At 64.9% G+C, this 24,914-nt stretch carries 17 protein-coding genes; 4 read left to right on the forward strand and 13 right to left on the reverse strand.

Going from position 1 to position 24,914, the window contains the following annotated elements; all coding sequences use genetic code 11:
- The 8 genes from PMM47T1_RS30335 to PMM47T1_RS13260 form a co-directional block, all read right to left on the reverse strand.
- The coding region (locus PMM47T1_RS30335; RefSeq protein WP_238536617.1) for a beta strand repeat-containing protein at positions 1 to 5,103 on the reverse strand (5,103 nt) is incomplete at its 3' end.
- Positions 5,033 to 9,688: a two-partner secretion domain-containing protein gene (locus tag PMM47T1_RS30340; protein WP_081492648.1), complete on the reverse strand. Its 4,656-nt coding sequence runs from the start codon at positions 9,686 to 9,688 to the stop codon at positions 5,033 to 5,035. The genes PMM47T1_RS30340 and PMM47T1_RS30335, both read right to left, overlap by 71 nt.
- Positions 9,689 to 9,709: 21 nt before the next feature.
- On the reverse strand, positions 9,710 to 11,359 hold the full coding sequence (locus tag PMM47T1_RS13235; protein WP_008369556.1) for a ShlB/FhaC/HecB family hemolysin secretion/activation protein: 1,650 nt from the start codon (positions 11,357 to 11,359) through the stop codon (positions 9,710 to 9,712).
- A 319-nt stretch (positions 11,360 to 11,678) separates the two neighbouring features.
- A complete protein-coding gene (locus PMM47T1_RS13240; RefSeq protein ID WP_008369558.1) occupies positions 11,679 to 12,452 on the reverse strand; it encodes an enoyl-CoA hydratase in 774 nt (257 codons plus the stop codon).
- Between the two features lie 16 nt (positions 12,453 to 12,468).
- Positions 12,469 to 13,596, reverse strand: a complete 1,128-nt coding sequence (locus tag PMM47T1_RS13245) for an acyl-CoA dehydrogenase (RefSeq protein ID WP_008369559.1) — start codon at positions 13,594 to 13,596, stop codon at positions 12,469 to 12,471.
- A gap of 9 nt (positions 13,597 to 13,605) precedes the next feature.
- Positions 13,606 to 14,793 carry an acetyl-CoA C-acyltransferase gene (locus PMM47T1_RS13250; protein ID WP_008369562.1) on the reverse strand — a complete coding sequence of 396 codons (1,188 nt, stop codon included), beginning with the start codon at positions 14,791 to 14,793 and terminating at the stop codon, positions 13,606 to 13,608.
- Positions 14,794 to 14,804: 11 nt separating this feature from the next.
- Positions 14,805 to 15,572, reverse strand: coding sequence for an SDR family NAD(P)-dependent oxidoreductase (locus PMM47T1_RS13255; RefSeq protein WP_008369563.1), 768 nt, complete (start codon positions 15,570 to 15,572; stop codon positions 14,805 to 14,807).
- Between the two features lie 76 nt (positions 15,573 to 15,648).
- Positions 15,649 to 16,674: an AraC family transcriptional regulator gene (locus PMM47T1_RS13260; RefSeq protein WP_043301021.1), complete on the reverse strand. Its 1,026-nt coding sequence runs from the start codon at positions 16,672 to 16,674 to the stop codon at positions 15,649 to 15,651.
- 126 nt (positions 16,675 to 16,800) lie between these two features.
- Between PMM47T1_RS13260 and PMM47T1_RS13265 the strand changes: the two genes are divergently transcribed.
- Positions 16,801 to 17,808 carry an alpha/beta fold hydrolase gene (locus tag PMM47T1_RS13265; RefSeq protein WP_008369568.1) on the forward strand — a complete coding sequence of 336 codons (1,008 nt, stop codon included), beginning with the start codon at positions 16,801 to 16,803 and terminating at the stop codon, positions 17,806 to 17,808.
- Between the two features lie 18 nt (positions 17,809 to 17,826).
- Complete coding sequence (locus PMM47T1_RS13270; RefSeq protein WP_008369571.1) at positions 17,827 to 18,774, forward strand: D-2-hydroxyacid dehydrogenase family protein; 948 nt, start codon at positions 17,827 to 17,829, stop codon at positions 18,772 to 18,774.
- On the opposite strand, the gene PMM47T1_RS13275 is transcribed toward PMM47T1_RS13270, so the two are convergent.
- The 4 genes from PMM47T1_RS13275 to PMM47T1_RS13290 all read right to left on the reverse strand — a co-directional run bounded on the left by PMM47T1_RS13275 (position 18,763) and on the right by PMM47T1_RS13290 (position 22,172).
- A complete protein-coding gene (locus PMM47T1_RS13275) occupies positions 18,763 to 19,317 on the reverse strand; it encodes a DinB family protein (RefSeq protein WP_043301022.1) in 555 nt (184 codons plus the stop codon). The two genes, PMM47T1_RS13270 and PMM47T1_RS13275, sit on opposite strands and share 12 nt — an antisense overlap.
- Positions 19,318 to 19,360: 43 nt before the next feature.
- Complete coding sequence (zapE, locus tag PMM47T1_RS13280; protein WP_008369576.1) at positions 19,361 to 20,464, reverse strand: cell division protein ZapE; 1,104 nt, start codon at positions 20,462 to 20,464, stop codon at positions 19,361 to 19,363.
- A gap of 169 nt (positions 20,465 to 20,633) precedes the next feature.
- The gene (locus PMM47T1_RS13285; protein WP_008369578.1) at positions 20,634 to 21,773 is read right to left on the reverse strand and encodes a PQQ-dependent sugar dehydrogenase; all 1,140 of its coding nucleotides are present in this window, start codon (positions 21,771 to 21,773) and stop codon (positions 20,634 to 20,636) included.
- A gap of 105 nt (positions 21,774 to 21,878) precedes the next feature.
- A complete protein-coding gene (locus PMM47T1_RS13290) occupies positions 21,879 to 22,172 on the reverse strand; it encodes a hypothetical protein (RefSeq protein ID WP_043301005.1) in 294 nt (97 codons plus the stop codon).
- Positions 22,173 to 22,395: 223 nt separating this feature from the next.
- Here PMM47T1_RS13290 and PMM47T1_RS13295 point away from each other — a divergent pair, with 223 nt between their 5' ends.
- Together PMM47T1_RS13295 and PMM47T1_RS13300 are read left to right on the forward strand one after the other, a co-directional pair.
- Positions 22,396 to 22,938, forward strand: a complete 543-nt coding sequence (locus tag PMM47T1_RS13295; RefSeq protein ID WP_008369582.1) for an LEA type 2 family protein — start codon at positions 22,396 to 22,398, stop codon at positions 22,936 to 22,938.
- Between the two features lie 52 nt (positions 22,939 to 22,990).
- Entirely contained in the window at positions 22,991 to 23,527 is a 537-nt protein-coding gene (locus PMM47T1_RS13300) for a GNAT family N-acetyltransferase (RefSeq protein ID WP_008369584.1), read from the forward strand.
- 39 nt (positions 23,528 to 23,566) lie between these two features.
- Here PMM47T1_RS13300 and PMM47T1_RS13305 read toward each other — a convergent pair whose 3' ends face one another.
- A complete protein-coding gene (locus tag PMM47T1_RS13305) occupies positions 23,567 to 24,829 on the reverse strand; it encodes an aspartate carbamoyltransferase (protein WP_008369586.1) in 1,263 nt (420 codons plus the stop codon).
- Between the last annotated feature and the right edge of the window lie 85 nt (positions 24,830 to 24,914).

Genomic DNA, 24,914 nt, shown 5'->3' on the forward strand with positions numbered 1-24,914 from the left:
TTGCGATAAAGCCTCGTCAACCGCCTGACCGGCTATTGCCCCCTCTCCGAAGATCTCCACCCCGGCTGCAATTACCCCTGCGATGACATCCTCCTCGGGCAGTAAAGCAAACTGGCCAATCTGAACGTCATCCTCCTGAGCCTTCGCTATCTGATTACTCTGGCCCACACTATTATAAAGACTTTCATCCTCAGACCCGATACGGAATTGCGTCTTAAAAAAATCAGCAACCGTTTGAGAGTTCGCGGCCGTCCATGCTGCTTTCTGCTCTGGAGTTCCTGCAAAAGGAAAGTCGTAATCCTTGTAACTTCCATTCTGAATCAAGTTACCCAAAGCCGAATTAGCCGCAGACGCTCCAAATGTGTCGGTCATTTCGTTGAGATACTGGACAAAATACCCATTAAGTTCCGCGTTCTCGGCATCCGTCAGGGGAATATTTGACTGTAATTTTTCGGCCAGATAATCGCTACGTTGATCACTCTGCCATTCATTAACAAACTCTGCTTTCTGCAGCGCTGTTGCAGTTCCTTCCTCCATAGCTTTACGATCGGCTTCGCGACGAGCTTGGGAGGCAGGCCCTAAAAAATTATATTCCGTAGCATTATTGGCAACCTCAGCCCCAATGCTGACATTGCCATTAGTTACCCCAGCAGCCAGCACCCCAATCATCTGCGAAATGCCCAACAAACGCGCCGATTCAGCATCGCGCTGCGCTTGCGTTCCTGTACCGTTCAAAATGTTCTGACCAAACTCTCCGGCCACCGCATCTATCAACGTTTCATCCGCACCAGCCGCCAATGCCCCAGTGGCAAAATCCCCTCCTTGCGCCACCGACAGCACGCCACCCAGCAACGCATGCAACCCGACCTTGGTAAGCTTTCCTCCAGCAAACGATGAGCCGCTGATATCGTTGGCCAATGTCGCACCCGCGACCGTCACGCCCTCACCCACCGCAGCACTGACAAGGTTCTTGCTGAAACTGCCCCCTTCAATCGCGGTGGTAACGGCCGCGTCAGCCACAGCGGTCTCGGTAGCGCCCACCAAAGTGTTGGTGTTGAGCGTCGTAGGATCGAACTGCAGGCCGTCGGCAATACCTGCGGTTAGCATCGCAACGCCGGCACTTTTCAAACTGCTGGAGCTGACCGTGTCCTTCAGCACCTTGCCAAGATTCCCGTTGTTGGCGATGGCGCTGTTTACAGCGGTAGTCGCCAGACTGCCCGCCCCTGCCGCGCTCAACGTGCCGAGCCCAAGTCCAGCCGGCCCCATGACCATCGACATGGCGATCGCCAAAATCATTTCCGCACCAGCCCCCAACCCATGAGTGCTGTATTTGAAGGAGTCATGAACCTCCTTCACTTGCTGCCAATTAATATCTCCCCGGGCCTCGGCGTCCTTGATCCAACTCAACGACGGATCCGCCTTCACCATGGTGTCGATCACCTGGCTGACGGTTTCCTGGTTGATCTGCTTCACATCGATGTTCAGCCCATTGACCGCGTTGATCACGGTCTTGCCCTTGGCGACCATCTCTGTCTGCTGCAAGGTTTCGTCGGTGTTGCCTTTACCCTTGGCGCTGGTCCAGGCCAGGTTGGAACTGCTCTTGGTGTGCGTCTCCTGTTGCAGGTCTTTGACGCCTTCAAACGTCACCGCCCCGCCACTGCTGATGGTCAGGTCATTCCCACTGTTGAGCTTCGCCGCCTGATACAGCTGATCACTGTTGCTGGCCAGCGTGAGATTGCCGCCACTGGTCACAGCACTGCCCACGTTAGTGACCTGCGTCGTCTCGTCATGCTGGGTTTTCTTCGACCCAAAGCTGCCGCTCTTCTTCATGTCGTACAGCGAGTAGTCGCTGTTTTGCGCTGCCAACAGTTGCAGTTTGTCGCCCGCGTAAACGTAGGCGTCAGTGCCCGCAGTGACGTTGCTGGAGGTCAGGGTCAGGTCCTGGCCAGCCTGCAACGTGGCACTGCCACCCGCCGTAACAGTCGTTGCCACCTGCCCCACATGATCCTGCTGCGACGTCACCTTATGCGTCTTGCTATAGCTATGCGTCTCATCCGCCGCCGAGCTCAAGCTCAGGTCGTCGGTGGCCGTCAGGCTCACATTGCCACCGGCACTCAGCGTGCTCGCCGTGGCCGTTAAATCCCGCCCGGCACTGATACTCAAATCAGTCCCCGCCGTCACCGTGGCGCTGTCCTGCGTGGTGGTGGAATGCGTGCTTTTGCTGGTCCGCGTGCTGCTGTCCACCACTTGCGCCGCCGCAATGTTGACGTCGCGCCCGGCGGTGATGGCGGTGCTGGTGCCGCTGCTCAGCACGCCGCCGGTGTTGTTGACGTCTTGCCCGGCGTTGATGGTGAGGCTGCCCGCCGCTTCCACGCGGGCGGCGCTGTCCACCAGGTCGGTGCGTTCGGTGGCCGAGCCCAGGGCGCTTTGGTGGCTGGTGACGGTGCGCTCGTTGGTCACGTCGCCGCTGACGGCGGTCAGGCTTACGTCGCGCCCGGCGATGATGCCGCCGGCGCTGTTGGTGAGGTTGTTGCCGGCCAGCAGGTCCAGGCGGCTGTCGGCTTGCACCACGCCGGTGTTGGTCAGGTTGTTGCCGGCGATGGCCGACAGGCTGCCGGTGGCCTTGAGGGTGCCGGCGTTGCTCAGGTCGCTGCCGGCAATGACGTTGACGTCGGTGCCTTGCACCAACGCGCCGTCGGGGGCCAGGCGATTGTCGGCGTTGGCCATGTACAGCACGGGTACCAGCACGGTCTGGCCGTCGACGACTTCGCTTTGCATCCAGACGATGTCATGGGTCAGGGCGGCGACTTGTTCGCTGGTCAGGGCGGTGCCTACGGTCAGGTTCAGTGACTGCTGGGCGGCAATGCCGTTGTCCATCAGGTACTGGAACTGGCCGGCGTCGCTGGTCTGGCCGTCGATGTAGCGGGCACCGGTTCTGGCGACAATGGCCTGGTCGACCAGGGTTTGTTCGTAGAGGCCGTCGCCCAGGCGTTTTTCGCTGGCGTCGGGGTTGTAGCCCAAAGCGGACAGCATGTAGTCCGAGCTCATGAACTGCTTGAGGTTGGTGAGCGCGGGGTTGGTTTCGATCAGGTATTTCTGCGGTTGCGACTGGGCGCTGGTGTCCGGTACGCCCTGGACGCGGGCGATGGTGGATGTGCTGGCCGCAGTGGTGCCGGTGGCTGCCGTCAAGGTGCCGGTGCTGCTGGCACCTGCCTGCACGCTGGGCGCTTGGCGGGTAGAGGTGCCTGCCTGGTGCTGGCTGGTGGTGAGGTTGGTGCCGCTCAGGGTCCAGTTACCGGTGTTTACCTGGGCGCTGGTGGTGCTGGCGCCGCTGAGGCGGAACAGGCCGTTCTGGCCGGTAGGCAGGCTGAAGCCTGGAAGGCTCAGCGGATCCACTTCTTTTTGCGCCAGGTCCGGCGGCAGCTGGGCGTTGAGCGAAACGCGGGTGGAATAGGCGGTGCCTGCGGCCGTAGTGTCGGTGCGGGTGCCCGCGCCAACGTAGTTGTAGCCGGCGCGCACCACACTGCTGTCGAAGTTGTTCTGGGTGGTGACGTTGACGGCGCCACCGGCCTGGATCACGGCGGCGTAGCTTTGGTCGCCGGTGGACAGTTGGGTGGTTTGCGCGTACTGCGCCAGCTCGTTGTGCGTGCTGCCGATGAACTGGCTGAGCGCAGCATCCAGGCCGCCGAGGTCGGCCGGGGTGTAGTCAGCACTGTCCACCCAATATTTGTCGGTGAATTGCTGCGCTTCGTTTTCCCAGCTGGAGCGGTGCTCGGACCGCGCGACCACGAACACCCGGAAGGTTTGCGTGTCACTGGCGACCACGCCCTGGTTGGTCAGGTTGTCGGCGCTGGCATACAGGTTCTGGCCGGCGCTGATGGTGCTGCTGTTGTTGTTGACCTGGCCGGCGGTGATGTTCAGGTCGCCGCCGGCGGAGATGGACGAGGCGGCGCTGCTGGCGGTGACCGCCAGTTTGTCGCGCTCGGTGATTTCATACACCGAGTTTCGTTTGGAGCCGGAGCAGTCGGCAATGTTGTCGTTCAGGTATTTGTAACAACTGACCTCAATGATCTCGGCGGTGTACTTGCCCGCATCGTCCACCACCAGCACCGCGCGCGAGTTGTCCAGCGCGCTGACGTTCAGGGCCATGTTGCCGTCGCTCTGAATCGTCGACGAACTGTTGGTGATGCTGTCGGTCAGGCCACCCTGCCCGTCCCGATCGATGGTCAGGTTACCCAGGCTGTAGATGCTGGCGTAGCTGTTGTTCAGCGAAGCCACGCGCAGGCTCATGTCGCCGCCGCTGAAGATCAGGCCTTGGTTGTTGCTCAGTGCGCCGGTGGTGAGGATCAGCCCGGTGCCGCTGCCCAGGGTGCCTTCGTTGTCGATGCCTGCGGCGTTCACGGTCAGGGCTGCGCCGGCGGTCAGGCGGCCGGCGTTGCTCAGTTGCCCGGCCACGTTGACGGTGGCGTTGGCGCCGCCCTCGATGCTGGCCGCGCTGCCCAGGGTGAGCTGCACTGCGCTGAGGTTCAGGTCGCCGACGCTGGTCAGGCGGCCGTTGCCGCCGTAGCTGCCACTCAAGGTCAGGCCCAGGCCGCCGTTGCTGGCAATCAGGCCGTCGCTGTTCCAGTTCGCGCCGGTACCGGTGAACTGGCGGCTGCCCAGCAGTTGGCCGCTGGCAGTCTGGGTCAGGCCGTTGACGTTGACGGTCAGGTCGCCGGCCTGGATGACGCTGCTGTTGGTCCAGTTGTCGGCGGCAATGGTGAGGCTGCCGTTGGTGACCACGCTGCCGCCGACGTTGGCCAGGTTGGCGGTTGAAATGCCGAAGGTGCCAGCGCCCACGTGCAGCAGGCTGCCGTTAAGGTTATTGAAGCTGCCCAGGTTCAGGGTGAGGTTCTGGTTGGCGCTTTCCAGGGTGCCGTTGCTGTTGTCCAACAGGCCGCTGACGTTGAACAACGTGGTGCCGCTGGTGCCCAGGGCGCGCAGTTTGCCGCTGTTGTTGTCGATGCTGGCGGCGGTGATGCTGAGGGTGCTGTCACTCTCGACGATGCCGTTTTCGTTGTTCAGCGCGCCACTGAGGCTCAGGTCGATCTGCTGGCCGCCTATCTGGCCGTCGGCCGCGCCGCTGTTGTCGACGTTGTGGGCGGTTACGCTGACTTTGCCGGTGGCGTACAGGCCGCCGTTCTGGTTGTTGAAGTCGCCGGTATTGATCACCGCATCGCTGGCTTGTGCGGCGATGCGGCCGCCGTCGTTGTCCATGGCTGGCGCTGGTGAGGTTCAGGCTCTGGGCTTGGATGTCGCCCTTCTGGCGGTTGTTGCTCAGGTCGTAGCCGTTTTTCAGTGCGCCGGTCAGTTGCGCGATGAAACCGCCGCTTGTGCTGCTCAGGGTGCCGCCGCGGCTGTCGAGGTTGCCGGCGTTGACGGTCAGGTCACCGTTCTGGGCGAGGATGGTGCCGCTCTGGTTGTCGACATCGCCGCGGGTGATCAGGTTTAGGGCGGTCTGGCTTTGCAGCGTACCGCGGCTGTTGGCCAGGCTGGCGGCGTGCAGGGTGACGGCGGCGTTCTGGCTGTAGATCAGGCCGTTGGCGTTGTTCTGCACGGCGCCGGTGGCGGCGATGTTCAGGGCGTCGTTGGCGGCGACGGTACCGGTGTTGCTGTTGTCCAGGCCGCCGGTGAGCAGAGTCAGCAGGGCCTGGCTGGCCAGTTGGCCGTTCTGGTTGTTGACCTGGGTGGCACCCTGAATCAGCAGGTCGCTGCCGCTGGCGAGCTTGCCGTTGGTGTTGGTCAGTACGCCAAGCAGATCGAGCGTGGCGGTGCCATTGGCGGCGACGTTACCGCCGGTGTTGTCGAAAGTGGTGCCGTTGAAGTTGAAGACGTTTTGCGCGGTGATGGAACCGGCGTTGTTGTTCAGGCTCATGGCCTGCAGGGTCAGGCCGGCGCCGCTGTCGATGGAGCCGCCGGCGCTGTTGTCCAGCAGGTTGGCGACGGTCAGCAACTGGCGGGCGCCGCTGGAGAGAATGCCGGTGGTGTTGTCGAGGTTGTTGGCGGTGACGGTCAGCGCGCCCAGGCTGACCAGGGCGCCGTTGTTGCTGTTGAGCAGTTCGCCTTGCACGTTGACCGTGACGTCGCCGTAGCGGCTGGAGACGGTGCCGGTGTTGTGGTTGTCCAGGCTGCGGGCGGTGAGGGTCACGCCCTGCCAGCCGGAGACCAGGCCGCCGGGGTTAAGCAGGCTGTCGGCGGTGAGGGTCAGCAGGTTGTTGCTGATCAGTTGGCCGTTGGTGTCGTCGATATCGCGCGCATTCAGGGTTACGGTCTGGCTGCTGGACAGTTCGCCGTTCTGGTTGTTGAGGTCGCGCAGGTGGTTGAGGGTGAGCAGGCCAGTGGTGGTGACCAGGCCGCTAGCGTTGTTGAGGTCGCCTGTTGGGGCACCGAAATCCAGGGCTATGGCGCTGCCCAGCAGGTTGCCGCCGGCACTGTTGTCGATGGCAGCGGCGTTGATGGCCAGGTTACCGTCGGCGTTGATCAGGCCCAGGTTGTTGTTGGTAAGTTGGCCGTCGACCATCAGCTTCAGGTCGCCCTGGCTGTTCAGCGTACCGCCAGCGTTGTTGAGGCTGGCGGCCTGCAGTTGCAGGGTGGCAGCGGCTATGGTGCCGTTGAGGTTGCTCAAGGCCTGGTTGATGGTGACGGTCAGACCTTGGTTGGAAAGCAGCTTGCCGTTGTTGTTGGTGAGGCTGGCGGCGTTGAAGGCGAAGGCCTGGGCGCTGGAAATTTCGCCGCCGGTGTTGTCCACGGCGCCGAGGTTTTTCAGCACCAGCACGGGCGCGGTGAGCAGGCCATTCTGGTTGTTCAGGGTGCCGTGGTTGAGGTCCAGGGTCAGGCTGGTGTTGCTGAACAACTTGCCGCCGTTCTGGTCCAGGCCGGTGACGCTGGCGGTGAAGGCGTTTTGCGTGGCGATGTTGCCGCCGTCGCCGTTACTGACTTGCCCGGCGGTGAGGTCCAGGGTGTCGCCGCCGCTGATGCTGCCGTTGTGCTGGTTGTTCAATGCGCCGGTGGCAATGCTCAGGGCCTTGCTGGCGCTGAGGGTGCCTTTCTGGCTGTTGTCGAGGCTGGCGCTGTGCAGGTCCAGGCGGCCATCCGTGACCAGTTGGCCGCCTTCGTTGTCCACAGCGCCGGTGGTGGTCAGGCTCAACTGGCCTGCGCTGGACAGGCTGCCCAAACGGTTGGCAAGGCCTGCGGCGCTGGCGGTCAGCAGGCCTTCGCTACTGAGCAGGCCCTGGGTGTTGGTGAGGTCGCCGGTGAGGGCTAGCAGCAGGTCGCCCTGGCTTTTGACCTGGCCGCTGGTGTTGTCCAGCGTGCTGCCGGTGAGGTTCACCAGGGTTTGCCCGGAGAGCAGGCCCTGGGTGTTGTTGAGCAGGCGTTGCACGGTGGACAGCAGACGTTGCGAGGCGATGACCTGGCCGCCATGGGTGTTGTCCAGTTGGCTGCCGCTCAGGGTGATGTCGCCCTGGCTGGACAGTTCGCCGCCCTGGTTGTTGATGCTATCGATGCTGCTGGTGAGGGTGCCGGTGGCGCCGACCCAGCCGTCCTGGGTGTTGTCCAGGGTACCGCCGGCCAGGGTCAGGGTGCTGCTGGCGGTGATGTCGCCGTTGCGGTTGTCAAGGCTGGTGCTGGTGATGCCCAGTGCGGTGGCGGAGATGACGCCGCTGAGGTTGGTCAGGGCCTGGGCGATGTGCACGCTCAGGGCCTGGTCGCTGATCAGTTTGCCGCTGGTGTTGTCGAGGCTGTTGGCGCTGAAGGCGAAGCCGTGTTGGCTGGAGATCTCGCCGTTGCGGTTGGCCACCTCGTTGAGGTTGTTCAGCACCAGTGTGGGGGCGTTGATCAGGCCGCCGTTGTTAGTCAGGTGGCCGCCGTGCAGGTCGAGGCTCAGGCGAGTGTTGCTGAACAGCTTTCCGCCCTGCTGGTTCAGGCCTGTGACGCTGGCGCTAAGGGCGCCGGTGCTGCCGATGCGGCCGGTGTTGGTGACCTGGCCTGCGCTCAGGTTCAGGGCGCCGGTGCTGGTGAACTGGCCCTGGGTGTTGTCCAGCGCGCCGGTCAGTGCGGCGCTGAGCAAAGTGCCGGCGTAGACGCTGCCGCCGATGTTACTCAGGGTGTCGCCTTGCAGCGTGGTGGTGGTTGCGCCTTGCAGCACGCCGCCTGCGGCGTTGTTGATGTGCCCCACGGTCAGGCTCAGGACGCTGCCGGCGAGGACGTTGCCGCCGGTATTGTCCAGGGTGCTGCCTTGCACCGACAGCGCACTGCCGTTGGACAGCTCGCCGCCACGGTTGTCGACCTGATCGACGTTCACCGTCAGGGCCTGGCCGGCGCTGACCAGCCCCGACTGACCGTTGTTCAGTTGCTGGCCGGTCACCGTCAGGTTGCCCTTGGCGCTGAGGCTGTGCCCCTGGTTGTTGACGGCCTGAATGGCCTGCACGGCCAAGTCGCGGCTGGCAATGACGCTGCCGGTGTTGGTCAGGTTCTGCGCAGTGAGGCTGACGTCACCGCTGGTGTTGCGGCTGTTATCAGCATTGACCCCAGCTTCGATGATGCCGCTGTTGTTTAGCTGGCCGCCGCTGCTCAGGGTGATGGCGTCGCGGGCGGCCAGGTTCTGGCTGTTGTTGAGCTCACCGCTGGTGGTCATGTCCAGGTGGCTGCCGGCGTATACCGGGCCGCTGGTGGTGACGGTTTGGGCGTTGACCTTGACCGCGCCACTGGCCGCTACCTGGGCCACGTTGAGTTGGCCGTTGGCGTCCAGTTCGATATCGCCAGCGCTGGCGGCCAGGTTGCCGGCCAGGTTCACGCCCACGCCTTTTTCCGTGCCCACCAGCTTGATCGCGCCAGCGTACATGCCGCCCAGGGCGGTGGAATCGATGGCAAGGCTTGGCTTGGCGCTGCCGTCGTCGGCGCGCGCGGTGGCGTTCAGGGTGCTGGCGTCGACGTCGTTGCGGCCGGCAATCACGGTCAGTTGGTTGGCATTGATCTGCGCGTTGATGCGCGCCGAGCGGGTGATGACTTCGAAGCTGTCGACGTTGCCTGCGTTAATGCCCGCGCCTTCGATGGACACGTCGCCGCCGTCCACCTGGTAGTGGTCAAGCTTGCCGCTGGCGTCCAGCACGGGTTTGCCGGTGGTGAGCGTGGCCTGCGGGGTGTTGATGAAGCCGCAGCCGTTGCAGGTGATGCCGTAGGGGTTGGCGACGATGAGGTGGGCGGCCTGGCCGGCCACCTCGGTGTAGCCGTTGAGCTGGCTACGGTTGTTGCCAGTGACCTCGTTGAGGATGGTGCTGGCCGCCTGGCCCTTGAGGTTGCTGTTGCCCAGGATGATGCCGCCCAGCTGCGTGCTCTGGGTACTGCCGGTGGCGTTGTTGAGGATCAGGCCCTGGCTGCCGACGTTGTAGTCGCCGAACTGGTTGTGCGACAGGCCGCTGGCGTTGGGCGCGGCAATGTTGACGATGGGCACGCCGTTGGCGGCGGTGCCCAGGGTGGTGCCCTGGCCACTGACGGTGATGCCGCCGGCCTGGGCCCACAGCGGTTGCCAGAACAGGGCGTTGGCGAGAATGAATGCCAGGCCGCGCTTGGAAATGCCCCAGAAGCGCTCGCGAGGTTGAATTTCAGCCGAGGGTTGGCGGGCCAGGAAGGCCAAATGGCGTACGTCCATGTCAGGGTCTCGCAAGCGTATTTAAAGAAGGAATTCGAGGCGCAAGTACACCGGGGCTTCGCTGTCGGCCAACGCCGCCGGCCGCTCCAGGGAATGGGCCAGGGTGACGCTGAAGGTCAGGTGCTGGCCGCGGGCAAACAGCTCCAGCGAGTCGCTGGACACGCGGCCGTGTTGGTCGCCGGCGTGCTGGGTGTCGCTGATCACGCCCTGGTCGTAGCCGATGTCGCTGCCGTATTCGCTGAACACCGGTTGCAGCCACGCCCAGGCCACGGGGCGGCTCCAGCGCAGGTCGTTGCGCCAGTAGCCGCCGCTGTCGCCGCTCAGGTTTTCGTCCTTGTAGCCGCGAATCGACGACTCGCCGCCCAGGCTCATGCGCTGGGCGCTGAACAGCACGTCTTCGCTGTGCTGCCCGGTGGCCAGGCTGGTGAAGCTGAACGACTCGCCCCACAGCTTGAACGGCTGCAGGTAGCTGGCCGTGGCGGTGTATTTGCGGTAGCGCGCGGTGGGGTCGGCGGGGCCCGGGTCGTGGTCGCCCTGGGCGTCGAGGGCGCCGATGCCTTGTTGCATGCCCAAGTCCAGGTTGAGGAACGCGCCGCCGATGCGTCGACCGTGGTTAAAGCCGTAGTGCAGCTCGGTGATGCGGTTGCTGCTGCCGTCCAGGCGGCTGCCGGCCACGTAGTTGTTGGTGGCCAGGTGGGACAGGCCCAGGCTCAGTGAGGTCTTGCTGAGGGCGTCGCGGTAGATCACCCGCTCGGCCTTGAACTGGTGGGTGGCGCTGTCGCCGCTTTGCTTGAAATCGAAACCGTTGGCCTCGGCCAGGGAGCGGTAGTCGCTCTGGTTGTAGCTGTAGGTGAAGTTCCACCAGCCGTACGGCAGGTTGTAGGTGAGGCCGGCGTTGTGGCTGTTGTGCGGATCGTCCGGGTGGGCGTCCTGGCCGCCGTTGAGGCTCAGCATGTCGGCCAGGCCCAGGGGGTTGTCCCAGTCCAGGCGCGAGCCCCATTGCCCCTGACCGGTGCTTTTCTGGCCTTCGTTGCTGCGCGACACCGACACGCGCCAGGGTTTGTGCGGCGTGTTGTTGACCTGCACGTCGGTGCTGCCCACGGATTGGCCGGGCACCAGGGCCATCTGCGCCTGGTTGGACGGCAGGCGGTTGAGCTGGTCGACCAGTTGTTCCACTTGGCGCAGGTTCAACACTTCACCAGGGTGGCCGGGAAAGCCCATGTTCAGTTCGCGCTGGGTCAGGCCACTGCCCTGCCCTGGCTTGAGGCTTTGCAGGTGACCTTCGATGACCTGCACGATCAAGTGGCCTTTGGACAGGTCTTGGGGCGGCAGGTAGGCACGGCTGGTGACCAGGCCCAGGGCGATGTAGCGGTCGGTGATGACCTTGAGCACTTCATTGAGCTGCGCCACGCCCAGGCATTGGTGCAGGTAGGGTTTGACCAGCGCCGGGCCGTCGGGCAGGTGGTCGGCGCCCTTGAGCTCGAGGGTATCGATCTGGAAACAACGGGTGCTGGTGGGCGCGGCCGGGGCCGTGGGGGCTGGCGCGGGCGCGGGCAGGTTCTGCAGGTCTTCCAGGCGCTTGCGCTGCTCGTCGAGCAGGCGGTCCTGGCGGTCGCGGATCAGGTCCTGATCACCGGGGCTGGGGCTGGCGGCAGCCTGTGCCAGAGGCATGGCGGCGGCCAGGGTAAATAGCAGAACAAGCCGGGCGGCAGGCGTCCTTGACCAGATCACAATCGCGTCCTTGGGTGGTGTATCGCAATTTTTTACAATTGCTTACATTTCGAAAGGGCGCGATATTGAAATGCCATCATTCTGGCGTCAAATTAACAAAAACTCAGGTTTGTCATGAAACTATCCTGTAGCAGTTGCCGACGGCTGCGTCTTGCGATGCGGTGTGCCAGTCAGCACGCAGCGCCTGTAGCGCGGCTTGCGCCGCTGCTACAGGCACCATGGGCGCCCCGCAGTAGCGGCCGCGCCGGTGCTGCATCATTTACCGCCCCTTGAAGCGCGCCTCGCGCTTGGCGATGAACGCCGCCATGCCTTCTTTCTGGTCGTCGGTGGCGAAGGCGGCATGGAACACGCGCCGCTCGAAGCGCACGCCTTCGCTGAGGCTGACTTCGAACGCGCGGTTGACGCTTTCCTTGACCATCATGGCCACCGGCAAGGACTTGGCGGCGATTTGCGCCGCAGTGTTCAGGGCTTCTTCCAGCAACTGCGCGGCGGGCACGATACGCGCGACGATACCGGCGCGTTCAGCTTCCACCGCGTCCATCAGGCGGCCGGTGAGGCACAGTTCCATGGCCTTGGCCTTGCCCACCGCGCGGGTCAGGCGCTGGGTGCCGCCCATGCCGGGCAACACGCCGAGCTTGATTTCCGGCTGGCCGAACTTGGCGGTGTCGGCGGCCAGGATGAAGTCGCACATCAAGGCCAGCTCGCAACCGCCGCCCAAGGCAAAGCCGGCCACGGCGGCGATCATCGGCGTGCGGCGGTTGGCGATGCGGTCGGTTTCGCTGAACAGGTCGTCCAGGTAGATCTGCGGGTAGGTGCGCTCGGCCATTTCCTTGATATCGGCACCGGCGGCGAAGGCCTTGGCCGAGCCGGTGATGACGATGCAGCCGATGTCGCGGTCGGCGTCCAGTTGGTCCAGCGCCAGGTTCAGTTCACTGATCAATTGGGCATTGAGGGCGTTGAGCGCCTCGGGCCGGTTGAGGGTGATAAGGCCGACACGGCCGCGGGTTTCCAGCAGCAGGGTTTGATACGCCATCGTAGCGTTCTCCGTCTTATAAGTTGCGCGCAATGACCATCCGCTGAATGTCGCTGGTGCCTTCGTAGATCTGACAGATGCGCACGTCGCGGTAAATGCGTTCCAGCGGAAAGTCATTGAGATAACCATAGCCACCCAGGGTCTGCAACGCGTCCGAGCAAACCTTTTCGGCCATTTCCGAGGCGAACAGCTTGGCCATGGACGCTTCCACCAGCGCCGGTTGGCCGGCGTCACGCAGGGCCGCCGCGTGGTAGACCATTTGCCGGGCGACGCTGATCTGGGTGTGCATGTCGGCCAGGCGGAAGGCCACGGCCTGGTGTTCGATCAATGCCTTGCCAAAGCTTTGCCGCTCGCAAGCGTAGTCACGGGCCGCCTCAAAGGCGGCGCGGGCCATGCCCACGGCCTGGGCGGCGATGCCGATGCGGCCGCCTTCCAAATTGGCCAGGGCGATCTTGTAGCCCTGCCCTTCGCTGCCCAATAGGTTGGCGGTGGGCACGCGCAGGTCCTCGAACACCAGTTGGCAGGTGTCGGAGGCGTGCAGGCCGAGTTTTTCCTCGACGCGCACCACCTGGTAGCCGGGGCTGTCGGTGGGCACGATGAAGGCGCTGATGCCGCGCTTGCCCGCCTCGGCGTCGGTGACGGCGAAGACGATGGTCATGCCGGCGTTGCGGCCCGAAGTGATGAACTGCTTGCTGCCGTTGATCACGTAGTGGTCGCCGTCACGGCGGGCGCGGGTGCGCAGGTTGCTGGCGTCAGAACCGGCCTGGGCCTCGGTGAGGGCAAAGGCGCCGAGCATGGCGCCGGTGGCCAGTGGTTCCAGGTACTGGGCCTTCTGCGCCTGGGTGCCAAAGTTGAGGATGGGCACGCAGCCCACCGAGTTGTGCACGCTCATGATGGTGGAGCACGAGCCGTCACCGGCGGCGATTTCTTCCAGGGCAATGGCGTAGGCCAGGTAGCCCGTGTCGCTGCCGCCCCACTGCTCCGGCACCAACATGCCGAAGAAACCCAGCTCGGCCATTTCGGCCAGGGCTTCGCGGGGAAAGGTGTGGTCGCGGTCCCACTGCGCGGAAAACGGCCGCAGGCGCTCCTGGGCGAACTGGCGGGCGGCGTCGCTGATCTGGCGTTGTTCGTCATTGGCTAGCATGGCGGCTCCTTAATACAGGCATTCGATGGCCACGGCCGTGGCTTCGCCGCCGCCGATGCAGATAGCGGCAATGCCGCGTTGCAGGCGGCGTTGGCGCAGGGCATGGATCAGGGTGACGAGAATGCGTGCGCCCGAGGCGCCGATGGGGTGGCCCAGGGCGCAGGCACCGCCGTGCACGTTGACTTTGGCGTGGGGCAGGTCCAGCGCCTGCTGGGTCACCAGGGTGACTACGGCGAAGGCTTCGTTGATCTCGAACAGGTCGACCTCGGCCAGGTCCCAGCCGGTGCGCTGTACCAGGCGCTGGATGGCGCCGATGGGCGCAGTGGGGAACAGCCCCGGGGCGTCGGCAAAGGCGGCGTGGCCATGAATGACCGCCAGAGGCGTCAGGCCGCGGCTCAGCGCTTCACTCTGGCGCATCAGCACCAGGGCGGCGGCGCCATCGGAGATGGAACTGGAGTTGGCCGCCGTCACCGTGCCGCCGTCGCGAAACGCCGGCTTCAGGCTGGGGATCTTGTCCAGGCGTGCCTTGGGCGGTTGTTCGTCATCGCTGATCAGGCGCGATTCCTTGCCCACCTGCACGGTCAGCGGCACGATCTCGGCCTTGAACTGGCCGCCGCTGATGGCTTGCTGCGCGCGGGTCAGCGAGGCGATGGCGAAGTCGTCCTGCTGCTGGCGGTTGAAGCCGTTGGCCTGGGCGCAGTCTTCGGCGAAGGTGCCCATCAGCCGGCCGGGTTCGTAGGCGTCTTCCAGGCCGTCGAGGAACATGTGGTCCAGCACCCGGCCGTGGCCCATGCGGTAGCCGCTGCGGGCCTTGTCCAGCAGGTAGGGGGCGTTGGACATGCTTTCCATGCCGCCGGCCACCACCACAGAAGCGCTGCCGGCCAGCAACTGGTCATGGCCGAGGATGACCGCCTGCATGCCCGAGCCGCACATCTTGTTAAGGGTGGTGCACGGTGTGGCCTGGCTGAGCCCGGCGCCCAGGGCGGCCTGGCGCGCGGGGGCCTGGCCCTGGCCTGCGGGCAGTACGCAGCCCATCAGCACTTGGTCTACGGCGTCGCCCAACAGGTGGGCGCGGCTGACGGCGGCGCGGATGGCCTCGCTGCCCAACTGGAACGCGGTCAGGGTTTTCAAGTCGCCCTGCAATCCGCCCATGGGCGTGCGCACGGCGCTGACGATAACAACCGGATCGTGGTTCATGAGGGGCTCCTTCATTTGGCGGCCATGCGCAGGGCGCCGTCCAGGCGGATGACTTCGCCGTTGAGCAGGCGGTTTTCGACGATGTGGCGCACCAGCGCGGCGAACTCGGCGGGCTGGCCCAGGCGTGGCGGGAACGGCACGCCGGCGGCCAGGGAGGCGCGCACTTCATCGCCCATGCCGGCCATCATCGGCGTTTCGACAATGCCCGGGGCAATGGTCATGACGCGGATGCCGAAGCGTGCCAGCTCGCGCGCGGCCGGCAGGGTGAGGCTGACGATGGCGCCCTTGGACGCGGCGTACGCGGCCTGGCCTATCTGGCCGTCGTAGGCAGCGATGGAGGCGGTGTTGATGATGACCCCGCGCTCGCCGTCCTCGCCGGGCTCGCCCTCGGCCATGACGGCGGCGGCCAGGCGCATCAGGTTGAAACTGCCGACCACGTTGATGTCGAGAATGCGACTGAAACTGTCCAGGGCATGAGGGCCCTGCTTGCCAAGGATTTTCTCGCCGGTGACCACGCCCGCGCAGTTGACCAGGCCGTGCAGGCCGCCAAAGGTGCTGACGGCCAGTTGCACTGCGGCCTGGGCCTGGTCTTCGCGGCGGATATCGGCCACTGCGGGCCGGGTGTGTTCACCCAGGCGCTGGGCCTGGGCGGCGACGGCGTCGGCGTTCATGTCCACCAGCACCACGTTGGCACCGCCGCCGGCCAGCATCTGCGCGGTGGCAGCGCCCAGCCCCGAGGCGGCGCCGCTGACCAGAAATGTCCTGCCTGCAATCTGCATGGAGCGCTTCCTTATTGTTGTGAGCGTCTCCTTGAAATATGGCCCCGGGGCGGGCAACCGGCAATGGTCAGAGCGCTCAGCCGGGCTGAGCAGTTTGGCCAGTGCCGCCCAGGATCAACTGGCGGTAGTGCCCGGGGCTGGCGCCGGACCATTTGCGAAAGGCTTTATAGAAGGAACTGGCGTCGGCAAAACCCAGCTGCGCGGCGATGGTTTCGAACGACAGCTGCGCATCGGCCAGCCAGACGATGGCCAGTTCGCGGCGCACGCTGTCCTTGATCTGCTGCCAGGTTTGCCCTTCCTCGGCCAGGCGGCGGCGCAGGGTGGCGGTTGACAGGTGCCAGTGACGCGCCATGTCTTCGGCCTCTGGCCAGTCGTGGGGGCGCAGCTGGCGCAGGTGCTGGCGAATGCGCCGGGCCAGGCTGTCGGGGTCGCGGTACTTGACCAGGATGTTGGCCGGCGCGCGATTGAGGAAGCGTTGTAATTCCTGGGGCGTGCGCCGCACGGGCAGGTCGAGGCAGTCGGCGGCGAAGATGATGCGCGTGCGCGGGCGGTCGAAGCGCAGGTTGTGGGAGAACATCACCCGGTAGTCGTCGCAGTAGTCGGGCGCCGGGCCGCGCAGTTCCACGGCCAGGATCGGTATGCGCCGCCCGGCCAGCCAGCAAGCCACGCCGTGGAGGATCATCCAGTAGGTGAAATAGGTGAACGCCCGGCGTGGTGGCAGCGCGCTGTCGTCGATGACGATTTCGGCCAGGCTCTGCTGGCGCAGCAGGTGCGCGGGCAGGTCTTCAAGCATTAACGACAGAAAGCCCAGGGCCGCGTCCAGGGCCGTGGCCACCGTGGGTTGGGCCATGGCGCAGCGGCACAGGAAGGCCAGGCTGCCGGAGCGCAAGGGGCGCGGGTCCATGCCGAAGAATTCGTCGTCGGTGCGCCGGGCAATCAGGCGCCACAGGCGTGAATACAGCAGCACCGGTACGCGGGCGTCGTTGGCGTGCAACAGCGCAGGCTCGAGGCCGACTTCCTGCAGGATGGCCACGGCGTCGACGCCGCTCTGCCGAAGGGCTTCGCGCACCATGTGCACGGAGATGGTGTCTTTTTGCGCCATGGAACTGCTCGACGGTTTGAACATCCCATCCTAACAGTGATTGATGTTGAGGCCACGGGCCTGACACGGCAATAGCCATCAGAGTAAAGTCACCGGCTGTTTGTTTTCATATGGCGAGGACGCCTCATGCTTCGTGTGTCTGCACTGTTTCTTTCCTGCCTGCTGGCCGTAGGCGCACACGCCGCTGCCGACCAGGCGCCGGTCTACGGCCAGGAGCTGCAAGGCTTCGACTACCCCTACCCGCTCAAGCATTTCGAATTCGAGTCCCAGGGCAAGTCCCTGCAAATGGGCTACATGGACGTGCCCGCCAGCGGCCACGCCAACGGCCAGACCGTGCTGCTGATGCACGGCAAGAACTTCTGCGCCGCCACCTGGGGCAGTTCCATCAAGGCGTTGACCAACGCCGGGTACCGGGTGGTGGCCGCCGACCAGATCGGCTTCTGCACCTCCAGCAAACCCGACTACTACCAGTACAGCTTCCAGCAACTGGCCAACAACACCCACGCGCTGTTGGCCTCGCTGGGCGTAGACAAGGTCACGGTGCTGGGCCATTCCACCGGCGGCATGCTCGCCACCCGCTATGCCCTGTTGTACCCCAACCAGGTGCAGCGCCTGGCCATGGTCAACCCTATTGGCCTGGAAGACTGGAAGGCCTTGGGCGTGCCCTACCGCACCGTGGACCAGTGGTTCGCCCGCGAGGCCAAGCTGAATGCCGACGGCATCCGCAACTACGAGCGCAGCACCTATTATGCCGGCCGCTGGAAGCCGGAATTCGAGCAGTGGGTGACCATGCTGGCGGGCCTGAATGCCGGCCCCGGGCACAACCTGGTGGCGTGGAACTCGGCGCTGATCTACGACATGATCTTCACCCAGCCGGTGGTCTACGAGTTCAAGAACTTGCAGATGCCGACGCTGTTGATGATCGGCGACGCCGACACCACGGCCATCGGCAGCGACGTTGCCCCGCCCGAGGTCAAAGCCAGAATTGGACACTACGCGGTGCTGGGCAAGCAGGTCAGCCAGATGATCCCGCACAGCACCCTGATCGAATTCCACGGCCTGGGCCATGCCCCGCAAATGGAACAACCCGAGCAATTTCACAAGGCCCTGCTGGGCTGGCTGTCGACTAACTGAAACCAGGGAGCAAACGCCGTGCGCATAGCCGTGATCGATGACTGGCAGGACGTGGCCAGTGATGTGGTGGACTGGACGCCGTTGCAGGCGCTGGGCCAGGTGGACTTTGTGCCGGATTACCCGGCCGATACCGAAACGATGGTGGCGCGCCTGCTGCCCTACCAGGTGATCTGCGTGATGCGCGAGCGCACGCCGTTCGACGCGGCGCTGATCCGCGGCCTCGGCAACCTCAAGCTGCTGGTGACCGGCGGCATGCGCAATGCCGCCATCGACCTGGCCGCCGCCAACGCCCTGGGCGTGCAGGTAGTGGGCACCGACAGCTACAAGCATGCGGCGCCGGAGCTGACCTGGGCGCTGATCATGGCGGCCACCCGCAACCTGGTGGCCGAAGTGGCCTCGTTGCAGTCGGGCGGTTGGCAGATTGGCCTGGGCGGCGACCTGCACGGCAAGACCCTGGGCATCCTGGGGCTGGGCAGCATCGGCCAGAAGGTGGCGAACTTCGGCAAGGCGTTCGGCATGAACGTCATTGCCTGGAGCGAGAACCTCACCGCCGAACGGGCCGAAAGCGTGGGCGTGACCTGGGTCAGCAAGCAGGAACTGTTCGCCCAGGCCGACATTCTCAGCGTGCACCTGGTGCTCAGCGAGCGCAGCCGAGGCCTGGTGGACCGCGAGGCGTTGGGCTGGATGAAGCCCCGGGCGTTGCTGGTGAACACCGCGCGCGGGCCTATCGTGGACGAGGACGCACTGGTGGACGCGCTGAAGGCCAACCGCCTGGGCGGCGCGGCGCTGGACGTGTTCAGCGTTGAACCGCTGCCGGCCGACCACCCCTTCCGTAGCCTGCCCAACGTGCTGGCCACACCTCACGTGGGCTACGTCAGCGCCAACAATTACCGGCTGTTCTACCGCCAGATGATCGAGGACATCCTGGCCTGGCACAGCGGCCAGCCCATCCGGCTACTGTCCTGACCACACCTGGGCTTCGGTCCAGCCCAGCTCGGCGAAATCCTGGGCGCGCAGGTGCGCCTCGCCTTCGCAGAAAAATTCGTCGAGCTGGGGTGGCTTGACCTCGGTGTCGGCCAGCATGGCGTGCACCTGGCCACGGTGGTGGATCTGGTGCTCGAACAGGTGCGACAGCAGGCGCAGGCGCGTGTCGCGCTGGGTGCGATCAGGCCGCAGGATGGTCACGTAGCGGGCCAGGCTGTCGTCCTTGAGCTGGCGGCAATAAGCAATCAGGCGATGATCGGCCTGGGCCTGTTCGCGGTGCAGGGCCAGGCAGGTATGGAACGGCTCTTCGGGTTCGAAAAAACGCAGGCTGTCCAGTTCCGGCGGCTCGCCAGCCTGCTCGCATTCCAGTGCCTGCAAGTAGAACCAGTCCACGGTGAGCAGGTGGTTTAGGGTAGCCCTTATCGACGGAAAGAAGCTGCTGCGCGGCGCCAGGAATTCGTCCTGGCTCAGTTGCAGGCAGGCCTTGTACAGCCGGTGATTGGCCCAACCGTTGTTGTAGGCCATGCTCAGCAGGTGGTGGGACAAGGGGTCGGCCACGGCGGTCTCCTCAGCTGAAACGCTGCAATTGCATCTCCCGCAGGCGGCTCAGGGTGCGCCGGAACGGGAACGACAGGTACCCTTGAGTGTAGAGCGCCTCCAGCGCTACCCGCGCCTCGATGTACAACGGCACCTTGCGGTCATAGCACTCGTCCACCAGGGCAATGAAGCGGCGCACGCCGTCGTCGTTGGGCGACAGTTGCGGCAGTTCGCGGTCGCCGGCCACTACCTGGGTCGCGCCGTCCTCGGTACCGCGGGCGATTTTCGCCGCACGCTGCTGCGCTCCCAGCGCCGGTACGTCGCTCAGCAGTATGGCGTTGAAGCGGTCACACAGTTGCATGAAGTCCATGGCGGCCCAGGGCTGCTCGCACAGTTGCGCGTAGGTGCACCACAGCACGCGCTCGCTGGCGCGCACCACCGGCAGTTGCCGGTAACCCACGGCCACCGGTTGCCCACTGCTGGCCTGGTCGCCCTTGAGTTGCGCGAACACGCTGGCCAGCGCCTCGGGGGCGTTGACCCAATAGCGCTGCTGGGCGGTGCCCGGATGCAGGCGGTGGTCCTGATCGCCGTCCACCGTCACCACCTGCAGGTGGGCCTCGATGGCCTTGATGGCCGGCACAAAGCGGTCGCGGTTGAAACCGTCGGCGTAGAGCTGGCTGGGCGGCTGGTTGGACGTGGCAACCACCACCACGCCAGCGTCGAACAGCGCGCTCATCAAGCCACCGAGAATAATGGCGTCGGCGATGTCGGTGACGAAGAATTCGTCGAAGCACAGCACGCGGATTTCCGTGGCCAGGGTGTCGGCCAACGCCTTGAGCGGGTCGCGCACGCCGTCTAGCTGGAACAGGTGCTGGTGCACCCACGCCATGAAATGGTGAAAGTGCTGGCGCCGGGCAGGCACGGTGAGGCAGCCGTGGAACAGGTCCATGAGCCAGGTCTTGCCACGGCCCACCGGGCCCCAGAGGTACACGCCCCGGCACGGCTGGCCGGCTTCGACGGCCTGAAAGCATTGTTCCAGCGCCTCGGCGGCGCGGGCCTGGGCCGGGTCGGCGGCGTAACCGCGGTCGGCCAGGGCTTGACGGTAGGCATTCAAGGGTGTCGGAGAAGCGAGCATAAATCGTCCTGTTGATCGCGATATTCGGTCACTGCAACGGTCTTGATGTGGGCGACTGTGGAGCGGGCTCTGCCCCGAGAAAAGGACGCTGCGGTGCTTGAGACACTGCGCGGTGATCTTTTCGCGGGCAGAGCCCGCTCCCACCTACAGGCGTGCCCGCAAGCGTATCTTATTGCTGCAACCCCACCTTCAACAATTGGCCATTGTCGGCGTCCGTCAGCACGTACAGAAACCCGTCCGGCCCTTGGCGCACGTCGCGGATGCGGGCTTTCAGGCCGCCCAGCAGGCGCTCTTCGTGGCTGACCTTGTCGCCATCGAACGTCAACCGAATCAGCTCCTGGTCCGCCAGCGCGCCAATGAACACATCGTGCTGCCAGGCCTTGAAGCGCTCGGCGTCGTAGAACGCCATGCCGCTGATGGCCGGGGATTTTTCCCAGACATAGAGCGGATCCTTGGCGCCGGCCAGGGTCTTGCCCCGGGCTTCGGGGATGGGCGCCAGGTTGTAGTTGATGCCGTGGGTGGCCAGCGGCCAGCCGTAGTTCTGGCCGCGCTCGATGATGTTGATCTCGTCGCCGCCGCGCGGGCCGTGTTCATGGGTCCAGAGGGTGCCGCTCCACGGGTTCAGGGCCGCGCCCTGCTGGTTGCGGTGGCCGTAGGACCAGATCTCCGGGCGCGCGCCCTTTTGCCCCACGAAGGGGTTGTCATTGGGGATACGCCCGTCGGGGAAGATGCGCACCACCTTACCCTGCAGTTTGCTCAAATCCTGGGCAGTGGCGCGCTGGTTGTTCTCGCCCAGGGCGATGAACAGGTAGCCGTCGCGGTCGAACACCAGGCGCGAACCGAAGTGTTCACCGGTGGACAGCTTGGGTTGCTGGCGGAAGATGACCTGGAAGTGTTCCAGCCGCGTCAGGTCGTCGGACAGCCGCCCCCGGCCCACGGCGGTGCCCGCCTTGCCGTCGGACCCGGCTTCGGCGAAGGACAAATAGACCATCCGGTCTTCCTTGAATTGCGGCGACAGCGCCACATCCAGCAGGCCGCCCTGGCCGTGGGCCCATACCGTGGGGCCGCCGGTGATCGGCGCCGACAGCGTGCCGTCGGGGCTGATCACGCGCAGGGTGCCGGGGCGCTCGGTCACCAGGTAGCCCTTGTGCTCTGGCAGGAACGCCAGTGCCCAGGGGTGATGCAGGCCTTCGGCGACCGGGGTGACGCTCAGTGGGCCTGATTCACTGGGGTAGCTGGCGGCGTTCACCGCCAACGGCAAGCTCAACAAGGCAGTGGCAAAGGTTGTCAGCAAGGCTTTTCGTAGCATGGGCAATTCCTTCTGAGTGCGATTCAAGTGGGAGCTGGCTTGCCAGCGAGCTATTTGGGCCTCGACAGCTCGCCGGCAAGCCAGCTCCCACAGGGCAACCCGCCTTCACTGGCTGTCGACAGAACGCGCCGGGCGCTGGCTGTCGAAGTCGGGTTTGGCGGGGGGGGTGCGCAGGTTGTTGCCGTTGCCGATCCCGCCGTTCTGCAAGGTGGGCGGCCGCGGGTTGACCTGCTGGCGCAGGCCCGGCGAAGTGGGCGTGACGGGCTGGGTGCCCTGCATGCTGTTGGGGTTGGCACGGCGCACGGCGCTGTTGTAGGGGTTGCCGGGGTCGGTGGCGGCCGACGCGGCGCTGGCGCTGGCCACCAGCACCAGGGCAAGGATGGGCGGGATCATTCTCATGAGCTGTTCTCCCTGTTGCGAAGCCTGACTATAGGCTTATTGGAACCGTCGATTGCCTGACCGTTCGATGAAACCGGCTTCACACTCGTAACATTTTGTGGCTCGATCCGGCCCTGCTCCTGCGAACGCCTGGGCGCGCGGGCGGTCCCACAGGGGTAGCGATGCTGTGCCAGACTTACCGTACGGGCGCCGTCGTTTCGCCCTTGAGCCAGAGACCTTCACCATGCGTCGATTTCTACTGCCCGCCCTGCGCCACTTCCTGTTGCTGATGCTGGTGGTGGGCCTGAATGCCTGTGCCCTGCTGCCGCCCCAAGACCCCATCAACATCAACGTGGTGGGCATCGAGCCGTTGCAGGGGCAGGACCTGGAAGTGCGCTTCGCAGTGAAGATCCGCCTGCAAAACCCCAATGAAGACAGCTACACCTATAACGGCGTGGCCTTGAACCTGGACGTCAATGGCCGCCCGCTGGCCTCGGGCGTCAGTAACGAGAGCGGTACGTTGGGGCGGTTCTCCGAAACCATCGTCACCGTGCCGGTCAGTGTCACCGCCTTCAGCGTACTGCGCCAAACCCTGGGCCTGAGCCAGACACAGTCGCTGGACAACCTGCCCTATGAGCTGCACGGCAAACTGTCCAATGGCGTGTTTGGCACGGTGCGGTTCAGCGACAGTGGCAACCTGTCGTTGGCGCCGGTGGCGGGCGACTCCACTGCACAGCCAGCCGCCAACCCGTACAGGAACACCCGCTGGCCTGCCGCTACGCCTTGATTGCCGCGCCGTTTATGGGCCACGCTGGGGGCCATCGACAAGGAGTCAGCCCATGCCCCCCATCCTGCACACCGAACGCTTGCTGCTCACGCCCTTGCAACTGAGCGATGCCCCCGACATCCAGCGTCTGTTTCCCCAATGGGAAGTGGTGCGTTACCTGGACAGCCATGTGCCCTGGCCCTACCCCGCGGACGGCGCCGAATGCTATGTGCGCGATATCGTGCTGCCGGCCATGGCGCAAGGGCGGCAATGGGAATGGGCGATTCGCCTGCGCACCTCGCCCCAGGCGCTGATCGGCTGCATAGGCTTAATGGACCAGCCTGACAACCACAGGGGCTTTTGGCTGGCACCGGCGTGGCGTGGCCGGGGCTACATGAGCGAAGCCTGCGCGGTGGTGAGCCGTTACTGGTTCCACACGCTGGACCGCCCGGTGCTGCGGGTGCCCAAGGCGGTTGGCAACCAGGGTTCGCGGCGGGTATCGGAGCGCGAAGGCATGCGCCTGGTGGGCGAGGCCCAGGGTGAATTCGTGTGCGGTACGCTCAGGCGCGAGCTGTGGGAGCTGCGCCGCGAGGATTGGCAACAGTCATGAACGTGTGGGAGCGGGCACAGCCCGCTCCCATGACCGATGTTATTGGTCGCCGTACGGGATTTCGTCTTCCGGCCCCAGGTACACCGGCACGCGCCAGCCCACTTCACGCAGCGAGTGCTGAACCTGGTTCTCCACGCCCATCAGGGTGGCGAAGATGGCCATGCGCACGGCGATGCCGTTGTCGGTCTGCTTGAAAATGGCCAGGCGCGAATCGTGGTTCAGGTCCACGCTCAGGTCGTTGGCGCCCGGGCGCGAGTCGCGTGGCAGCGGGTGCATGATCAGGGTGTGCGGGCCGCACGTGGCGTTGACCAGGGCCTGGTTGATCTGGAAGTCGGCGCTGTAGCCTTCCAGGGTTTCTTCCTGGCCGAAGCGCTCCTTCTGGATACGCGTGGCGTAAACCACGTCGGCGCCTTTCAGGGCCGACTGCAGGTCGTGGCTCTGCTCCACGTGGTGGCCGTGGTTGGCCAGGTATTCCACCAGGTGCGGCGGCAACATCAGCGATTCAGGCGACACCAGGGTGATGCGCAGGTTGCGGTACAGCGCCAGCAGCTTGCTCAGCGAATGCACGGTGCGGCCGTATTTCAGGTCGCCGGCAAAGACGATGTGCGCGCCATCGATCAGCTTGTCCAGGCGAGAGAATTCGCGCTGGATGGTGTACAGGTCCAGCAGCGCCTGGCTGGGGTGTTCACCCGGGCCGTCACCGGCGTTGATCACCGGTACGTGGGTGGCGCGGGCGAATTCGGCCACCGCGCCCAGGTCGGGGTGACGCACCACGATGGCGTCGGCGTAACCGGCAATCACCCGGCTGGTGTCGTGAATCGATTCGCCCTTGGCCATGGAGGAAAAGGTGAAGCCGGTGGTGTCACACACCGAACCGCCCAGGCGGGCGAACGCCGAGCTGAAGCTGAGGCGCGTGCGAGTGCTGGCCTCGAAGAACAGGTTGGCCAGCACCGCGCCTTCCAGTACCCGCGTGGTTTTCTGCCGGCGGGCAATGGGCTGCATGATGTCGGCCACGCGCAGCAGGTCTTCCACCGAGTCACGGGTGTAGCCGTCCACGGACAGCAGGTGATGCCCCGACTCATTGTTCGCAGCGTGTACACCCTGGGTATCAATCGATACACCTTTGAGAATCTCCAGCACAAAGCGCTGGGCGATGTCGGGCATCTTGCGCATCTCGGGTGACTCGTCCGGCAGCAGCCAGCTGTCCAGCGCCCTACGGGACACGCCAATGCGCTGCGCCAGGGCATCGCGGGTGAAATTGAGACGGCGCATGGCATCACGCAGGAAGACTTGCTGGGACATGGAAGACGGACTCGGCAGGATATACACGCTGCGGATTATCCGCGCGTCCCTTCTCCAGCGCAAGCGCGCAGCCACCCGATTTTGA

Origin of the sequence: Pseudomonas sp. M47T1, assembly GCF_000263855.1 — a bacterium.
In the GTDB taxonomy this organism is placed as follows: Bacteria; Pseudomonadota; Gammaproteobacteria; order Pseudomonadales; family Pseudomonadaceae; genus Aquipseudomonas.

Bases quoted from the DNA above. Each gene is read 5' to 3' on its own strand.
- PMM47T1_RS30340 (WP_081492648.1), bottom strand. From the start codon at position 9,688: ATGGACGTACGCCATTTGGCCTTCCTGGCCCGCCAACCCTCGGCTGAA.
- PMM47T1_RS13235 (WP_008369556.1), bottom strand. From the start codon at position 11,359: ATGCCTCTGGCACAGGCTGCCGCCAGCCCCAGCCCCGGTGATCAGGAC.
- PMM47T1_RS13240 (WP_008369558.1), bottom strand. From the start codon at position 12,452: ATGGCGTATCAAACCCTGCTGCTGGAAACCCGCGGCCGTGTCGGCCTT.
- PMM47T1_RS13245 (WP_008369559.1), bottom strand. From the start codon at position 13,596: ATGCTAGCCAATGACGAACAACGCCAGATCAGCGACGCCGCCCGCCAG.
- PMM47T1_RS13250 (WP_008369562.1), bottom strand. From the start codon at position 14,793: ATGAACCACGATCCGGTTGTTATCGTCAGCGCCGTGCGCACGCCCATG.
- PMM47T1_RS13255 (WP_008369563.1), bottom strand. From the start codon at position 15,572: ATGCAGATTGCAGGCAGGACATTTCTGGTCAGCGGCGCCGCCTCGGGG.
- PMM47T1_RS13260 (WP_043301021.1), bottom strand. From the start codon at position 16,674: ATGGCGCAAAAAGACACCATCTCCGTGCACATGGTGCGCGAAGCCCTT.
- PMM47T1_RS13265 (WP_008369568.1), top strand. From the start codon at position 16,801: ATGCTTCGTGTGTCTGCACTGTTTCTTTCCTGCCTGCTGGCCGTAGGC.
- PMM47T1_RS13275 (WP_043301022.1), bottom strand. From the start codon at position 19,317: ATGGCCTACAACAACGGTTGGGCCAATCACCGGCTGTACAAGGCCTGC.
- zapE (WP_008369576.1), bottom strand. From the start codon at position 20,464: ATGCTCGCTTCTCCGACACCCTTGAATGCCTACCGTCAAGCCCTGGCC.
- PMM47T1_RS13285 (WP_008369578.1), bottom strand. From the start codon at position 21,773: ATGCTACGAAAAGCCTTGCTGACAACCTTTGCCACTGCCTTGTTGAGC.
- PMM47T1_RS13290 (WP_043301005.1), bottom strand. From the start codon at position 22,172: ATGAGAATGATCCCGCCCATCCTTGCCCTGGTGCTGGTGGCCAGCGCC.
- PMM47T1_RS13295 (WP_008369582.1), top strand. From the start codon at position 22,396: ATGCGTCGATTTCTACTGCCCGCCCTGCGCCACTTCCTGTTGCTGATG.
- PMM47T1_RS13300 (WP_008369584.1), top strand. From the start codon at position 22,991: ATGCCCCCCATCCTGCACACCGAACGCTTGCTGCTCACGCCCTTGCAA.
- PMM47T1_RS13305 (WP_008369586.1), bottom strand. From the start codon at position 24,829: ATGTCCCAGCAAGTCTTCCTGCGTGATGCCATGCGCCGTCTCAATTTC.